The organism is Mesorhizobium sp. WSM3873, from assembly GCF_001672445.1.
Classification (GTDB): domain Bacteria; phylum Pseudomonadota; class Alphaproteobacteria; order Rhizobiales; family Rhizobiaceae; genus Mesorhizobium.
The window spans coordinates 157,068-169,620 of sequence record NZ_LYTM01000055.1; the positions used below are offsets into that span (position 1 = coordinate 157,068).

Sequence of the window (12,553 nt, forward strand, 5' to 3'; positions counted from 1 at the left end):
AATATTCAGACTATCGTATCAATATGCGATGCCACCCTTTGCGAAGCAAGGGCCGCCGACAGGAGTGAACAATGAGCTTGATTCAACAGCGCCCCCCTCTCTCGCATGAGGACGAGTACAGATACGCCAAGCTGGCCATGGAATGGTATGGCTGGGGCTCGCCCATCGGCCTCGGCATCCTGCTGGTGGCACTTGCCGCCGCGGCCGTGCTGGTGCGGGTCGCCGTTTACGGACTGTAGATCCGACCCCCAAAGGCGCGCCAGGGCGGCGCCGGTTGCCATTGCAGGCGCCGGCGCCGCCCGCCTGTCGGGAGTTCAGACTGTGATCACCTTCCTGAGGTGGCCGCCCAGCCGGCAGGTACCCATGCGGGTGCCGCCCATATGGTGATGGCCCGCCGTCTCCTCATTCGTCGGATAATCGCCGCCTTTGCCGATCCAGTCGGCGATGCGCACGCGGCCGAGATTCGTCCGCGCCATGGTCGTGCCGAAGAGCCGCAAGCCCTTAGGCGGCTTCCGAAAGGTCGCGATCGAGAACGGACAGGTTGCGGCCGCGATGCTTGGCCTCGTAGAGCCTGCGGTCGGCGGCGCGCATCAGCTCCGACACGGTGGCGCTCTCGCCACAGGTGATGCCGCCGATCGAGACCGTCAAAGGCACGGTCCGCTCGTCGACAGGGCGAAAGCGGATCAGTTCGACCTCGCGGCGGATGCGCTCGGCCACGCGCCTTGCTTCCGGTTCGGTGGCGCCAACCAGGAAGGCGGCGAACTCCTCGCCGCCGATTCGGCCGAGCACATCGCCGCTGCGCACGCCGCGCTCGATGGCGCTGGCGATCAGAAGCAGCGCATCGTCGCCGGTCAGGTGACCGTAATTGTCGTTGATGGTCTTGAAGTGGTCGGCATCGATGATCAACAGGGCGCCGCGATCGGCCTTGCGCCGGGAACCGTCGAGCGCGGCGAAGAAGGTCTCGCGGTTGAGCATGCCGGTCATGTCGTCGCGGCTTGCCTTCTCCGACAGGCGTCTGTGGGCCGCGGCGAGCTGGGCATGCGCGCGGGCAAGCTCGCGATGCGCATTTTTCAGCCGGTCGCTTTGCCAGAAGGTGCCGACGCTGGCAATCCAGGCGAGAATCAAAGGGCAAACCGTGGCCGTCAGCCAGACGGTGCGGCTGATCGGAAAGCCCATGGCCGGGACCACAACCAGCGTCAACAAGAGCGAGACAGCGACCGAAGCGAACGCGACGACTGCGGACTTCAAGATTATGCGACTCATCGCTGTCTCCCAACGGACTGCCTCTGTGCCAGCAAGCGCTGAAGGTGACCTTTCCGGGACGATTAAAATTTGAAGCGAGGCGCCATTTTCACGACGCAAGACGCGCGGAAGTTGTGGATAAACTCCGCGTCCGCATGCCATAAGGAGGCCATGACGACGACACCCGAGCCCGCCCGTTTTGCCCATGTCACGGATTGGGTATTCGACCTCGACAACACGCTCTATCCGCATCACTCGAATCTGTTCGCGCAGATCGACGTGAAGATGACCGCCTATGTCGGCGAGCTGCTGACGCTCTCGCGCGAGGAGGCGCGCAAGCTGCAGAAAGAGCTCTACCTGGAGTACGGCACGACGCTGAACGGGCTGATGGCGCGCCACGGCATCGACCCCGACGACTTCCTCGAGAAGGTGCACGACATCGACTATTCCTGGCTGGTGCCCGATCCGGTGCTCGGTGCCGCGATCCGCCAATTGCCGGGCCGCAAGTTCATTTTCACCAATGGCGACCGCAAGCATGCCGAGCGCGCCGCGCGCCAGCTCGGCGTATTGGATCATTTCGACGACATCTTCGACATCGTCGCGGCGGGTCTCAACCCCAAGCCGGCCCGCCAGACCTATGAGCGGTTCGCCGAGCTGCATTCCGTGACCGGCCACAACGCGGTGATGTTCGAGGACCTGGCGCGCAACCTCTCTGTGCCGAAATCGCTCGGCATGACGACGGTGCTGGTCGTGCCGCGCAATTTCGAGCCGACTTTCTCCGAGATCTGGGAGCGCGACCCGGCGAATGAGGACGACGTGGATTTCGTCACCGACGACCTCGCCGGCTTCCTGACCGCAATCGTCGAGGTCCCGGGCTGACCCAACTCCAGATTGCCGGCGCCGCCGTCAGAACTCGCTGGTCATTGCGGTAACGACGAGCGCGCACTCAGAGGCTGTAGAAGCGGCGAACGATGTCCCAGGCTTCGTCGGCGGTGTCGACGAAATCGATGATGTCCTGGTCGCCGGGCGAGATCGTGCCTTGCTCGGCAAGGAAGTCGAGGTCGATCGCCCGTTGCCAGAACGCCTTGCCGAACAGGATCACCGGCACGCGCTCCATGCGCCCGGTCTGGATCAGCGTCAGCGTCTCGAAGAATTCGTCCATCGTGCCGAAGCCGCCCGGAAACACGGCGACCGCCTTGGCGCGCATGACGAAATGCATCTTGCGGATGGCGAAATAGTGGAAGTTGAAGCAGAGTTCGGGCGTCACATAGGCGTTCGGCGCCTGTTCGTGCGGCAGCACGATGTTCAAGCCGATCGACGGCGCGCCGACATCGTCGGCGCCGCGATTGCCCGCCTCCATGACTCCCGGTCCGCCGCCGGTGACGACGACGAATTCGCGATAATAGGACGTGGCCGACTGCTGCGAGCACAGCCGGGCGAACTTGCGCGCCTCTTCGTAATATTTGCTGTTCAGCTCGAGGTTCTTCTTCTGCGTCTCGTTCTTGGCGGCCCAGGCGGCGCCGCCCGGCTCGGGAAGCCGCGCCCCGCCGAACAGGATGACGGTCGAGCGGATGCCGCGCTCGGCAAGGATCATCTCCGGCTTCAAGAGCTCGAGCTGCAGGCGCACCGGACGCAATTCGCGCCGCGTCATGAAGTCGGGATCGTTCCAGGCCAGGCGATAGGTTTCGGCCCGCGTCTGCGGCGTGTCCGGCACGCTTTTCGACCGCTCGAGATCCTCGTCCGAATGGGGCAGCGGCGTCCAGCCCGCCTTTTCCATGGGTGTCATCGAATCCACCGTCCTAATTCCTTTACTTGCGCCGTCCCGTGACGCAGTCGCGATTGACCCCCATTAAGGCTTCACATAGGGTCCGCGCGATTTCAAAACAGGTTAAGGCGCAGGCCTTAACAGCTTTGTAATGGAGCAAATTCATGTCGAAGCCCGATCTGGCGAGCCTCGAAAAGATCATCGAAAAGGCCTTCGAGGAGCGCGATACGATTTCGACCGCGACCCGCGGCGAAACGCGCGACGCCATCCAGTCGGCGCTCGATTTGCTCGACCGCGGCGTGGTTCGCGTCGCCGAGCGGCAGGACGACGGCAGGTGGCTGGTCAACCAGTGGCTGAAGAAGGCGGTGCTGCTCTCCTTCCGGCTGAACCGGATGGAGATCATCAAGGGCGGCCCGGGCCACTCGGTATGGTGGGACAAGGTGCCGTCGAAGTTCGAGGGCTGGGGCGCGGTCGATTTCGAGAAGGCGGGCTTCCGCGCCGTGCCGTCCTCGGTCGTGCGCCGCTCGGCCTATGTCGCGCCGGGCGCGGTGCTGATGCCGTCCTTCGTCAATGTCGGTGCCTATGTCGACACAGGCACTATGGTCGACACCTGGGCCTCGGTCGGCTCTTGCGCCCAGATCGGCAAGAACGTGCATCTCTCCGGCGGCGTCGGCATTGGCGGCGTGCTGGAGCCGATGCAGGCCGGTCCGACCATCATCGAGGACAATTGCTTCATCGGCGCGCGCTCCGAGGTGGTCGAAGGCTGCATCGTGCGCGAAGGCTCGGTGCTCGGCATGGGCGTGTTCATCGGCCAGTCGACCAAGATCGTCGACCGCGCCACCGGCGAGGTCTTCTACGGTGAAGTGCCGGCAAATTCGGTGGTCGTCGCCGGCTCGCTGCCGGGCAAGCCGCTGCCAAATGGCGAGCCGGGCCCGAGCCTCTACTGCGCCGTCATCGTCAAGCGCGTCGACGCCAGGACCCGCTCCAAGACGTCGATCAACGAATTGCTGCGCGATTGATCTTTCCCGCGAACAGACGCACCCTCCGCCGGCGCGACATTCCGTCGCGCTGGTTCAACGGAGGGGCGTCATGGACTGGAAGTATCTGCTGACGAGTTTCGACGGCCGCATCAACCGGGCCAAGTTCTGGGCCGGCATCGGCATATTCATCGTCATCGCCATCATTGCGTTCATTCTCGACTCGATCCTCGGCACACGTTTCACCACCGCCGGCGGCGACCAGATCGGCATCCTCGGCATCCTGGTCGCGCTGGCATAGATCTATTTCGCGATTGCTCTCTATGCCAAACGCTGGCACGACCGTAACAAGTCGGGCTGGTGGACACTGATCGGCCTTATACCCATCATCGGCGGCATCTGGCTGCTCATCGAACTGGGCATGCTCGAAGGCACCAGGGGCGCCAATCAATACGGACCGGACCCGCTTGCCTGAAAAAGCAGACTTCATCTGGCTCTTCTTCAAAACCTCGGGCCGCGTCAGCCGCGCGGCTTATTTTCTCGGCGGATTGCTGGTTGCTATCGTCCAGGCCTTTCCGCTTTATCGCTTCACGCTGGTGCCGGAAGGTTCGGCCGAGAGCAACATGTGGTCGTTCGTCTTCTTCCTCACGTTCCTCGCCTCGTTGTGGTCGAACGTCGTGCTGGCAGTGAAGCGGCTGCACGACCTCGACAAGCCGGGCATCGCGGCGCTGGTGCTGTTCGTTCCCGTCGTGTCGATCGTTGCCTTCCTGGTGCTCTGCCTGTTTCCGGGACAGCCCGGATCCAATCGCTACGGCAGCCGCACGAATGCGCCGGCCGACCGCTAGCGCCGGATGATTTTTAGGTCGTTTCGACGTCAAATCTGATCCGGCTCTAAATCACAGAGATAACGCGTGATGTAATCGGTCAATGACGATGTCGTCATCCTTGGCGTCAACGAGACCGAGAATTTGAGCTCGACCTGTCGCGCAAATATCACGCTGATCGAGGACCGCGGCTGACCTCGTCGGGCGTCAATCCGGGCGGACCGCGCCTGTACGCTTCCGCCTGACGCACCAGCGCCATGATGCGCTTCGTCACAGGCGCCGGCACGCCGGTCTTTTGCGCGAGCCGCAGGATCGCTCCCTGCAATTCGTCGACCTCGGTCGGCCGACGACGATGAAGATCGTCCCACATCGAGGAGCGCGCCTTGGGGTCGATCGCCAGCAGCCGCCGGGCCAGGATTCCGAACAGCCAGTCCGGAAGCCGCAGCACTTTCGGCAGCAGCCATGGGGGCGGCCCAGCGATGCGCGCCGGCTCGATACGACAAGCTTTCATTGCGGCCAGCGCCTCGTCGATCTGGTCCGCCAGAATGACGCGCCAGCCGCGGTCCGCCAATTCGGTCGCCAGCGGCAGATCGGAGAGCGCGACCAGCGCATTGTTGAGGTTCATCAGCAGTTTGCTCCACTGCACCGCCCTCGTGTCGGCATGGGTTTCGACCCCAAGTCCTTCGACATTGAGCAGTGCTGAAAGGCCGGGCTCAGTATTCTCGATGATGACCTTGCCGTCGCTGGCGCGGCGGACGCTGAACGGCGTCTCGCCATCCGGCGATTGCACGACATTAAACGCAACCATACCGGCAAGCACGCGATGCGCGGGAAGCGCTCCACGCAGTTTGTCCGGATTGTCGACGCCATTCTGCAGGCTGATCACAATGGCATCGGGGCGGGCATGAGCCGCAACAAGCGCCGCCATCTCCTCGGTCGCGCCGCTCTTTACGGTGACCAGAACGATATCCGCGTTGCGCAGCGCCAGCGCCGGATCGTCGCTGACCGCCAGCGTCTCAGGCCCGATGCGTCTGTCGCGGCCGTCAAGATCGCTGATCCGCAGCCCGTCCTTGCGCAACGCCTCCACAATGCAGCCGCGGCCAAGGAAGACGACCTTACGCCCGGCGAGCGCCAGGCAGCCGCCGACATAGCAGCCGATGCTGCCGGCGCCGGCTATCGCGATCGTCTTTCCTTCTTTGGCCATGCGATCATCCCGTCCTGGCCCGCGCGACTATACGACACGACAACCATATTGTCGGCGGCTTGCTCGGCGAACATCTGCCACCGTGACAGGCCTGCCGCTTTCGACTATCGCTTTGCCCATGAAATTGCCGACCGACCCTGCCCAGAACCTTGCCGCCCTGATCCGCTGCCCTTCCGTGACGCCCGCCGAAGGCGGCGCGCTGCAGACCTTGGAAGACATGCTGAAGCCACTCGGCTTCGCCGTCGAGCGGCCGATATTCTCGGAAGATGGCACGCCGAACATCGAAAATCTCTATGCGCGCCGCTCCGGCAACGGCCCACATCTGATGTTTGCCGGCCATACCGACGTGGTGCCGGTCGGCGACGAGGCGGCGTGGACGCATCCGCCCTTTGCCGCCGAGATCGCCAATGGCGAGATGTATGGCCGCGGCGCCGTCGACATGAAAGGCGGCATCGCCTGCTTCATCGCCGCGGTGGCGCGCCACATCGAGAACAATGGCGGCCCGAAAGGCTCGGTCTCGCTGCTGATCACCGGCGACGAGGAAGGGCCGGCCATCAACGGCACGGTGAAGCTGCTCGACTGGGCTGCCGCCAAGGGCGAGAAATGGGACGCCTCGATCGTCGGCGAGCCGACCAACCCGGATGCGCTTGGCGATATGATCAAGATCGGCCGGCGCGGCTCGCTCTCCGGCAGCGTCATCGTCAATGGCCGTCAGGGCCACGCCGCCTATCCGCAACTTGCCGACAACCCGGTGCGCGGGCTTATGAGCCTTGTCGACGCGCTGCTCCATCCGGTGTTCGACAGGGGAACAAAGGATTTCCAGCCGACCAATCTGGAAGTGACCTCGATCGACGTCGGCAACCCGGCGACCAATGTCATCCCGGCCAAGGCCACCGCCACGTTCAACATCCGCTTCAACGACACTTGGGATGCCGAGACCGTCCAGGCCGAGATCCACAACCGGCTCGACCAGGCGGCGGGCCGCAAGAAATATCGGCCGGGCAAGAAGACCGCCGTCGACTACGAGCTTGTCTGGCGCGACCGGCCGAGCCATGTCTTCCTTACCCGCGACGAAAAGCTGATCGACACGCTGAGCGGTTCCGTGGCCGCGGTGGTCGGCAAGAGGCCTTCGCTCTCCACCTCCGGCGGCACTTCGGATGCGCGTTTCATCAAGGATTTTTGCCCGGTGGTCGAGTTCGGGCTGGTCGGCAAGACCATGCACATGGTCGACGAGCGCGTGGCGGTCGCCGATCTCGAGACGCTGACAGGGATATACGAGCGCTTTATCGAGGACTGGTTCGGACAAGGTCTGACGTGACCATGCTCTCAACGGACGAAACCTTTGCTTCGCTGGCCGGCGCCTGGCGGCTGATGCTCGGCAGGGCCGACGGCCTGCGCATGCTCGATCTGTCTGCGGACGGTTTTTGGAATTCCTTCTTCGCCATCGTCGTGGCGGCGCCGGCGCTGATCGTCGGCTGGGTCGGGATCGCCAATGAGATAGGCGATCCGAATGCGTTCGCCGGGCGGCTCGGCATGCTGCTCCGGCTGGCAACCGTCGACATCGGTTCCTGGGTGCTGCCGCTGGTGGCGCTTGCGCTGGTCGCGCCGCGCGCCGGCATCGGCAGCCGCTTCGTCCACTACGTCGTCGCCTCCAACTGGGCTTCCGCGATCATCGCCTGGCTGATGCTGCCGTCGGCGCTGCTGAGGCTGTTCCTGCCTTCGACCGACGAGGTCAGCGGCTTGGTCTCGCTGCTTCTGTTCGCGCTGTCGATGGTGCTGACCTGGCGCATGACCAACGCGACGATCGGCAAGGGCGCGGCTGTCGGCACCGCGGTGTTTGTCGGCATGTTCGTCGCCTCGCTGCTCGTCTTGTTCGGGCTGCAGGCGCTGCTCGGCATCGACATTCCGGACGGCGCGAGGGGCTGATCTTGGCCGGCTGACGGGTTTTTTCTTGAGACAGGGGGGTATGATAGTTTCACACCACTGTCCTCCCGGAGCGCTAGCCATGTCCGCTACCGAAAAACGCGCCTTCAGCCTGCCGGCCAAGCAAGCGGCCTTCATTGATCAGCTCGTCCGCTCGGGCACGTATGCGACCAGCAGCGAAGTCATCCGCGCCGGGCTTCGCGCCCTTCAGGAGCGCGACGCCGCGGTGGAGCGTTGGCTGCGCGAGGAGGTCGCTCCGGCCTATGATGCGTGGAAGGCAAACCCCGGCAAAGGCATTTCGCCGGAGGAAATGGCCGAACGGGCGCGCAAGCGTCACGAGCGCTATTCGCAAAGAAACCGTGAGACGTCGGACCGTCGTCTATACGCTTGATCCCGGCGACGATCTCGAGCGCATTTACACCTTCATTGCTCAAGCCAGCAATCCCATCCTTGCAGACCGCTACGACGCTCGCATCCGCGCGTTCTGCGAGCGCCTCGAGCATGGCTCTGAACGCGGCACGCGCCGTGATGAGTGCGGCCGGACCTTCGCGTCGTCGGATTTGAGCGCCGGATAACTGTCGCTTTCGTTGTGGAGCCTGAGCGCGTCGTGATTCTGCGCCTCTTCTATGGCGGCGCGAATTGGTCGGACGAACTCGCCGGGGACGACGCCGGCTGATCGACGCCGCCCTCAGACGTCTTCTGGATAGTCCACCCCGACCAAGAACAGGCCGTCGGGCGGCGCTACCTGTCCGCAGGCTGCCCGGTTGCGGGCTTCGAGCGCTGCCTTGAGATCGGCGGCGCTCCAGGAGCCGTCGCCGACCCTGCGCAGTGAGCCGACCATCGAGCGCACCTGGTTGTGTAGGAAGGAACGCGCCGAGGTTCGAACCTCGATGAGATCTCCGGCGCGGGTGACATCGAGACGGTCAAGCGTGCGCACCGGGCTTTCGGCCTGGCACTGGGTGGAGCGGAAGGTGGTGAAATCGTGCCGCCCGAGCAGCACCCTCGCCGCCTCGTGCATGGCCTCGGCATCGAGCCGTTTCGGCACCCACCAGACCTTGCCCTTTTCAAGCGCCGACGGGGCGCGGCGGTTGAGGATGCGATAGAGATAATGGCGGCCGGTGGCCGAAAACCGCGCATCGAAATCGTCGGCGACGACGGCAGCCTTGAGGATGGCGATGCGCGCGCCGGCCGCCTGCAGATGGGCGTTGACGGCGTCGCGCACCTTGTCGCCCGCCCAGTCCCTGGCCAGATCGACATGGGCCACCTGGGCGGTCGCGTGCACGCCGGCATCGGTGCGGCCGGCGGCACGTATTCGCACCTCTTCGCCGCAGAACTTTTCGATCGCCTGCTCGATCGCCTGCTGCACCGAAAGCTGGTCCGCCTGATGCTGCCAGCCGGCGAATTGGCTGCCGTCATATTCGATATCGAGCCGAAAACGCGGCATGCCAGCTCTGCGTTTGGCGCTCGCCTAGGCGGCCAGCGCGGTGAAGGCCGAAGCGTATAGCAGTCTGCCGGTCTCGGGCGCGTCGCCCCAGGCCAGCGCCTGCAGCGCCTCGCCCTGGTACCCGCTCTCGAATTTTTGGGCGCGGGCGTGGGTGTAGCCGAAGCGGCCGTAATAGGCCGGATCGCCGAGCACCACCGCCAAAGCCTCGCCAGCCTCCTTCAGACGGACATGCGCCTCGCGGATCAGCGCGCCGCCGATGCCGGTGCCGTGGAAGGACGGCTCGACGGCCAGCGGCGCCAGCGCCACGGCCGCGAAGCGCTTGCCGCCGTTCTGCACAAAAAGCCTGGAAAACAGAATGTGGCCGACGACCTGGCCATCTTCTTCCGCAACCAGCTCGACGACGGCGTCGCCGCCGGTGACCAGCGCATCGACCAGGCCGGCCTCCGCCTGCTGGCCGAAGGCATGCTCTTCGACGAGGCGGATCGCCTCGCGATCCCGCGGCGTCGCCGCACGTATCGACATCATGCTCATTGGAGTTTCGTTCCTTTTTCGATCTTGGCCCCGCGCAAAAACTCCTGCGCGGCGGCGGGCCTTCCACCCGCCCGTTGAACTTCGACCAGCCGCACCGCGCCTGACCCGCAGGCGACCGTCAGCCGATCATCGAGAATACCTCCCGACTCGCCGACGCCGTTGGAAAGCGTCGAGCGAAGCAGTTTCAGCCGCTCCACGCGGCCACCAATTTCGACCTCGCACCACGCGCCCGGAAAGGGCGACAGGCCGCGAATGTGATTGTGGACTTCGCCGGCAGGCCGCGTCCAGTCTACGCGTGTCTCCGATTTATCGATCTTTCGCGCATAGGTCACCCCTTCCGTCGCCTGCGGGGCAAATGTCAGACAATTTATCCCCAACTGTGCGAGCGCATCCACCATCAGCGAGGCGCCTCGAGCCATGAGGAGGTCATGCAATTCCCCGGCGGTCATATCGGGACCAATGACGCATTTTTCAACCAATGCCACCGGGCCGGTGTCCAGCCCCTCTTCCATGCGCATCACCATCATGCCGGTTTCGACATCGCCGGCCATGATGGCGCGCTGTATGGGAGCAGCACCGCGCCAACGCGGCAAAAGTGATGCATGGCCGTTGAGGCAACCGAGCCTGGTGGCCTCGAGAACGGGTTTCGGCAGAAGGAGGCCATAGGCGACGACCACGGCGACATCGGCCCGCAAACCGGCAAAGGCCTGCTGCTCCGTCTCTGCCTTGAGCGATGTCGGCGTGCGCACCTCGAGCCCGAGCCGTTCCGCCTCGCGCTGCACGGGCGAGGGCGTCAATTCCAACCCGCGCCGGCCGGCGGCGCGCGGCGGCTGCGTATAGACGGCGGCGATCTCGTGGCCGGCCTCGGCGATGGCGCTGAGCGTCGGCACGGAAAACTCCGGCGTGCCCATGAAGATGACGCGAAGGGGCATTTCTCCTGCCATGCTATGTTCAGGCGTCCGCTTCAAACGGGTTCACGAGCTTCAGGCCAAGCTCGTCGAAGTCGCGAACATTGCGTGTCGCAAGCGTAGCGTCATGGGCCAGACAGATAGCCGCAATCATGGCATCGGAAAGACTGACCGGACGACCGATATTTTCCCGCATTGCCCGAAGCTTGCCGGTAAGGCGAGGTACCGAGCCAGCAAAGTCAACGATGCGACCCGAAAACTGCTTCGAGATCAGATGGTCGAGAGCACGAACGTGTCGATCAGAGCCGGTCTTATTCAGAAATCTTTCGGCGCCGAAAGATTGTTCCATGACGACCGGGCCGCACAGGTAAAGATTGAGCAGATCCTGTTTGCGAAACCATTCGACCAGGTTCGGATCAGGTGTGATCCTGCTTGCTTCGGAAACGACGTTGGTATCGAGAATAATCAATCGAAACCCTCGACCAAGGGGCCAAAGTCCTCTTTCCTCGCAGCTTCGATTTCAGCCATTGTCTCAGCAAACTCGTTGTCAATTGCGCTTTCGTTTGCGAATGCGGAGCGGATACTCTCCCATGCTGAGAAGTTTGGCTCTAGCCTTCTTTCCTTTTCCACACTCATGCCCTTCCACAAAAGATCGATGGCTTTGCCCGATAGGCTCTGGCCGACTTTTCGAGCGGCTTGCTCAATTTCGCGCTTTAGGGGTTCTGGTACGTTTCTGATTAGCATATCGCTCAAGGCTAAGCCTCCAATTTGATATCATGATATCATGGTTAGACGATTTGCTCAATCATACCCAGCACGGGTTTGCGCGGCGCTTAAAGACTCTTCGGTAACCAAGTTCGAATGCTTTCCTCATATGATTCGGGCCTCTTGCCCCTTCGGAGCCATTCATATGAAGACTCGTCAAAAGACATTGGGGCGTGTCGTACGCCAGGTTCAAATCGCTCGATGAGGAATCTACGAAGGGCGAGTTGTCCAAACGACGTGAGCGAGCATTCGCTGTCTACCTCACGCCGCTTTTTGCAGTGGCATTAGTCGTGGTTTAATATTCTCGCCAAAGTCTCGCGCGCTTGCGTTTGAATTGGCTTCCAAAGCCATCGAAGTCGGGAAAGACTGGATCCTGCGTGGAATGCTCGAATGAGGTTCAGCCCGCCATCTTGCCCGGCGCCTTGTCCTTGGCGAGCTTCTTGAATTTCCTGACCACCATGTCGCGCTTCAGCTTCGAGATGTGGTCGATGAACAGCACGCCGTTAAGATGGTCGATCTCGTGCTGCAGGCAGGTCGCCATCAGGCCTTCGGCCTGCATCTCCTGCAGCTTGCCGTCGCGGTCGAGATATTTCACCCGCACCGCTGCGGGACGCTCGACCTCGGCATAGTAGTCAGGGATCGACAGGCAGCCTTCCTCATAGACCGAGCGCTCGTCGGAGCTTTCGAGGATTTCCGGATTGATGAAGACATGCGGCGCCGGCGGCTCGCCTTCCTTGGCGAGGTCGATGACCAGCAAACGCCGCGGCTCGCCGACCTGGATCGCCGCCAGCCCGATTCCCGGCGCGTCATACATGGTTTCCAGCATGTCGTCGGTGAGCTTGCGCAAGTCACCGTCGACGCGCTCGACCGGTTTGGAAACCTGGCGCAGGATCGGATCGGGAAGGATGATGAGCGGCTTGATCGACATGGCGTCTCACCTAAGACGTCGATGGAAAAGCGTCAACCGGGG

The 12,553-nt window shown here is 63.2% G+C and carries 19 protein-coding genes and 1 pseudogene; 10 read left to right on the forward strand and 10 right to left on the reverse strand.

The features are described from left to right. The first annotated feature begins 71 nt into the window (after window positions 1-71). On the forward strand, window positions 72-239 hold the full coding sequence (locus A9K71_RS32200; protein ID WP_179294449.1) for a hypothetical protein: 168 nt from the start codon (window positions 72-74) through the stop codon (window positions 237-239). Window positions 240-356: 117 nt separating this feature from the next. Here A9K71_RS32200 and A9K71_RS26740 read toward each other — a convergent pair. After that, a pseudogene (locus A9K71_RS26740) lies at window positions 357-503 on the reverse strand (GMC family oxidoreductase); the annotation flags it as partial. After that, a complete protein-coding gene (locus A9K71_RS26745) occupies window positions 502-1,263 on the reverse strand; it encodes a GGDEF domain-containing protein (protein ID WP_067003032.1) in 762 nt (253 codons plus the stop codon). The gene A9K71_RS26745 and the pseudogene A9K71_RS26740, both read right to left, overlap by 2 nt. Window positions 1,264-1,413: 150 nt before the next feature. Here A9K71_RS26745 and A9K71_RS26750 point away from each other — a divergent pair, with 150 nt between their 5' ends. Next, window positions 1,414-2,121, forward strand: coding sequence for a pyrimidine 5'-nucleotidase (locus A9K71_RS26750; RefSeq protein WP_067003034.1), 708 nt, complete (start codon window positions 1,414-1,416; stop codon window positions 2,119-2,121). Window positions 2,122-2,188: 67 nt separating this feature from the next. Here the strand turns inward: A9K71_RS26750 and A9K71_RS26755 are convergent, their stop codons facing one another. Further along, window positions 2,189-3,028 carry an LOG family protein gene (locus tag A9K71_RS26755; protein WP_082953833.1) on the reverse strand — a complete coding sequence of 280 codons (840 nt, stop codon included), beginning with the start codon at window positions 3,026-3,028 and terminating at the stop codon, window positions 2,189-2,191. A gap of 143 nt (window positions 3,029-3,171) precedes the next feature. Between A9K71_RS26755 and dapD the strand changes: the two genes are divergently transcribed. The 4 genes from dapD to A9K71_RS26770 all read left to right on the forward strand — a co-directional run bounded on the left by dapD (window position 3,172) and on the right by A9K71_RS26770 (window position 4,829). Further along, window positions 3,172-4,026: a 2,3,4,5-tetrahydropyridine-2,6-dicarboxylate N-succinyltransferase gene (gene dapD, locus A9K71_RS26760; RefSeq protein WP_067003038.1), complete on the forward strand. Its 855-nt coding sequence runs from the start codon at window positions 3,172-3,174 to the stop codon at window positions 4,024-4,026. Window positions 4,027-4,096: 70 nt separating this feature from the next. Beyond that, window positions 4,097-4,285: a hypothetical protein gene (locus tag A9K71_RS32740; protein ID WP_245299789.1), complete on the forward strand. Its 189-nt coding sequence runs from the start codon at window positions 4,097-4,099 to the stop codon at window positions 4,283-4,285. 66 nt (window positions 4,286-4,351) lie between these two features. Continuing rightward, window positions 4,352-4,459 (forward strand): hypothetical protein, encoded by a 108-nt coding sequence (locus tag A9K71_RS32745; protein WP_348627039.1) that lies wholly within the window; start codon window positions 4,352-4,354, stop codon window positions 4,457-4,459. Further along, entirely contained in the window at window positions 4,452-4,829 is a 378-nt protein-coding gene (locus tag A9K71_RS26770) for a DUF805 domain-containing protein (RefSeq protein WP_067003040.1), read from the forward strand. Before A9K71_RS32745 ends, A9K71_RS26770 begins: the two co-directional genes overlap by 8 nt. A gap of 148 nt (window positions 4,830-4,977) precedes the next feature. Here the strand turns inward: A9K71_RS26770 and A9K71_RS26775 are convergent, their stop codons facing one another. Beyond that, window positions 4,978-6,012: a 2-dehydropantoate 2-reductase gene (locus A9K71_RS26775; protein WP_067003042.1), complete on the reverse strand. Its 1,035-nt coding sequence runs from the start codon at window positions 6,010-6,012 to the stop codon at window positions 4,978-4,980. A gap of 118 nt (window positions 6,013-6,130) precedes the next feature. Here A9K71_RS26775 and dapE point away from each other — a divergent pair, with 118 nt between their 5' ends. From dapE to A9K71_RS26795, 4 genes are all read left to right on the forward strand, one after another. Then, window positions 6,131-7,330: a succinyl-diaminopimelate desuccinylase gene (dapE, locus tag A9K71_RS26780; protein ID WP_067003044.1), complete on the forward strand. Its 1,200-nt coding sequence runs from the start codon at window positions 6,131-6,133 to the stop codon at window positions 7,328-7,330. Window positions 7,331-7,332: 2 nt separating this feature from the next. After that, window positions 7,333-7,938 carry a transporter gene (locus tag A9K71_RS26785; RefSeq protein ID WP_067003046.1) on the forward strand — a complete coding sequence of 202 codons (606 nt, stop codon included), beginning with the start codon at window positions 7,333-7,335 and terminating at the stop codon, window positions 7,936-7,938. A gap of 79 nt (window positions 7,939-8,017) precedes the next feature. Then, window positions 8,018-8,326, forward strand: coding sequence for a type II toxin-antitoxin system ParD family antitoxin (locus A9K71_RS26790; RefSeq protein WP_067003049.1), 309 nt, complete (start codon window positions 8,018-8,020; stop codon window positions 8,324-8,326). Further along, window positions 8,295-8,510: a type II toxin-antitoxin system RelE/ParE family toxin gene (locus A9K71_RS26795; protein WP_348627038.1), complete on the forward strand. Its 216-nt coding sequence runs from the start codon at window positions 8,295-8,297 to the stop codon at window positions 8,508-8,510. Before A9K71_RS26790 ends, A9K71_RS26795 begins: the two co-directional genes overlap by 32 nt. Before the next feature lie 113 nt (window positions 8,511-8,623). On the opposite strand, the gene truA is transcribed toward A9K71_RS26795, so the two are convergent. From truA to def, 6 genes are all read right to left on the reverse strand, one after another. Beyond that, window positions 8,624-9,379: a tRNA pseudouridine(38-40) synthase TruA gene (truA, locus tag A9K71_RS26800; RefSeq protein ID WP_067003051.1), complete on the reverse strand. Its 756-nt coding sequence runs from the start codon at window positions 9,377-9,379 to the stop codon at window positions 8,624-8,626. 24 nt (window positions 9,380-9,403) lie between these two features. Then, window positions 9,404-9,910: an N-acetyltransferase gene (locus A9K71_RS26805; protein WP_067003052.1), complete on the reverse strand. Its 507-nt coding sequence runs from the start codon at window positions 9,908-9,910 to the stop codon at window positions 9,404-9,406. Then, window positions 9,907-10,842 (reverse strand): methionyl-tRNA formyltransferase, encoded by a 936-nt coding sequence (fmt, locus tag A9K71_RS26810; RefSeq protein WP_067003054.1) that lies wholly within the window; start codon window positions 10,840-10,842, stop codon window positions 9,907-9,909. The genes A9K71_RS26805 and fmt overlap by 4 nt, the downstream gene beginning before the upstream one ends. A 19-nt stretch (window positions 10,843-10,861) precedes the next feature. Next, entirely contained in the window at window positions 10,862-11,287 is a 426-nt protein-coding gene (locus A9K71_RS26815; protein ID WP_067003056.1) for a type II toxin-antitoxin system VapC family toxin, read from the reverse strand. Further along, window positions 11,284-11,562, reverse strand: coding sequence for a plasmid stabilization protein (locus tag A9K71_RS26820; RefSeq protein WP_082980730.1), 279 nt, complete (start codon window positions 11,560-11,562; stop codon window positions 11,284-11,286). The genes A9K71_RS26815 and A9K71_RS26820 overlap by 4 nt, the downstream gene beginning before the upstream one ends. Before the next feature lie 418 nt (window positions 11,563-11,980). After that, window positions 11,981-12,511: a peptide deformylase gene (gene def, locus A9K71_RS26825; protein WP_067003060.1), complete on the reverse strand. Its 531-nt coding sequence runs from the start codon at window positions 12,509-12,511 to the stop codon at window positions 11,981-11,983. Between the last annotated feature and the right edge of the window lie 42 nt (window positions 12,512-12,553).

Bases quoted from the DNA above. Each gene is read 5' to 3' on its own strand.
- def (WP_067003060.1), bottom strand. From the start codon at position 12,511: ATGTCGATCAAGCCGCTCATCATCCTTCCCGATCCGATCCTGCGCCAG.
- truA (WP_067003051.1), bottom strand. From the start codon at position 9,379: ATGCCGCGTTTTCGGCTCGATATCGAATATGACGGCAGCCAATTCGCC.
- A9K71_RS26775 (WP_067003042.1), bottom strand. From the start codon at position 6,012: ATGGCCAAAGAAGGAAAGACGATCGCGATAGCCGGCGCCGGCAGCATC.
- dapE (WP_067003044.1), top strand. From the start codon at position 6,131: ATGAAATTGCCGACCGACCCTGCCCAGAACCTTGCCGCCCTGATCCGC.
- A9K71_RS26820 (WP_082980730.1), bottom strand. From the start codon at position 11,562: ATGCTAATCAGAAACGTACCAGAACCCCTAAAGCGCGAAATTGAGCAA.
- fmt (WP_067003054.1), bottom strand. From the start codon at position 10,842: ATGCCCCTTCGCGTCATCTTCATGGGCACGCCGGAGTTTTCCGTGCCG.
- A9K71_RS26805 (WP_067003052.1), bottom strand. From the start codon at position 9,910: ATGAGCATGATGTCGATACGTGCGGCGACGCCGCGGGATCGCGAGGCG.
- A9K71_RS26755 (WP_082953833.1), bottom strand. From the start codon at position 3,028: ATGACACCCATGGAAAAGGCGGGCTGGACGCCGCTGCCCCATTCGGAC.
- A9K71_RS26785 (WP_067003046.1), top strand. From the start codon at position 7,333: ATGCTCTCAACGGACGAAACCTTTGCTTCGCTGGCCGGCGCCTGGCGG.
- A9K71_RS26750 (WP_067003034.1), top strand. From the start codon at position 1,414: ATGACGACGACACCCGAGCCCGCCCGTTTTGCCCATGTCACGGATTGG.
- dapD (WP_067003038.1), top strand. From the start codon at position 3,172: ATGTCGAAGCCCGATCTGGCGAGCCTCGAAAAGATCATCGAAAAGGCC.
- A9K71_RS26790 (WP_067003049.1), top strand. From the start codon at position 8,018: ATGTCCGCTACCGAAAAACGCGCCTTCAGCCTGCCGGCCAAGCAAGCG.
- A9K71_RS32200 (WP_179294449.1), top strand. From the start codon at position 72: ATGAGCTTGATTCAACAGCGCCCCCCTCTCTCGCATGAGGACGAGTAC.
- A9K71_RS32740 (WP_245299789.1), top strand. From the start codon at position 4,097: ATGGACTGGAAGTATCTGCTGACGAGTTTCGACGGCCGCATCAACCGG.
- A9K71_RS26745 (WP_067003032.1), bottom strand. From the start codon at position 1,263: ATGAGTCGCATAATCTTGAAGTCCGCAGTCGTCGCGTTCGCTTCGGTC.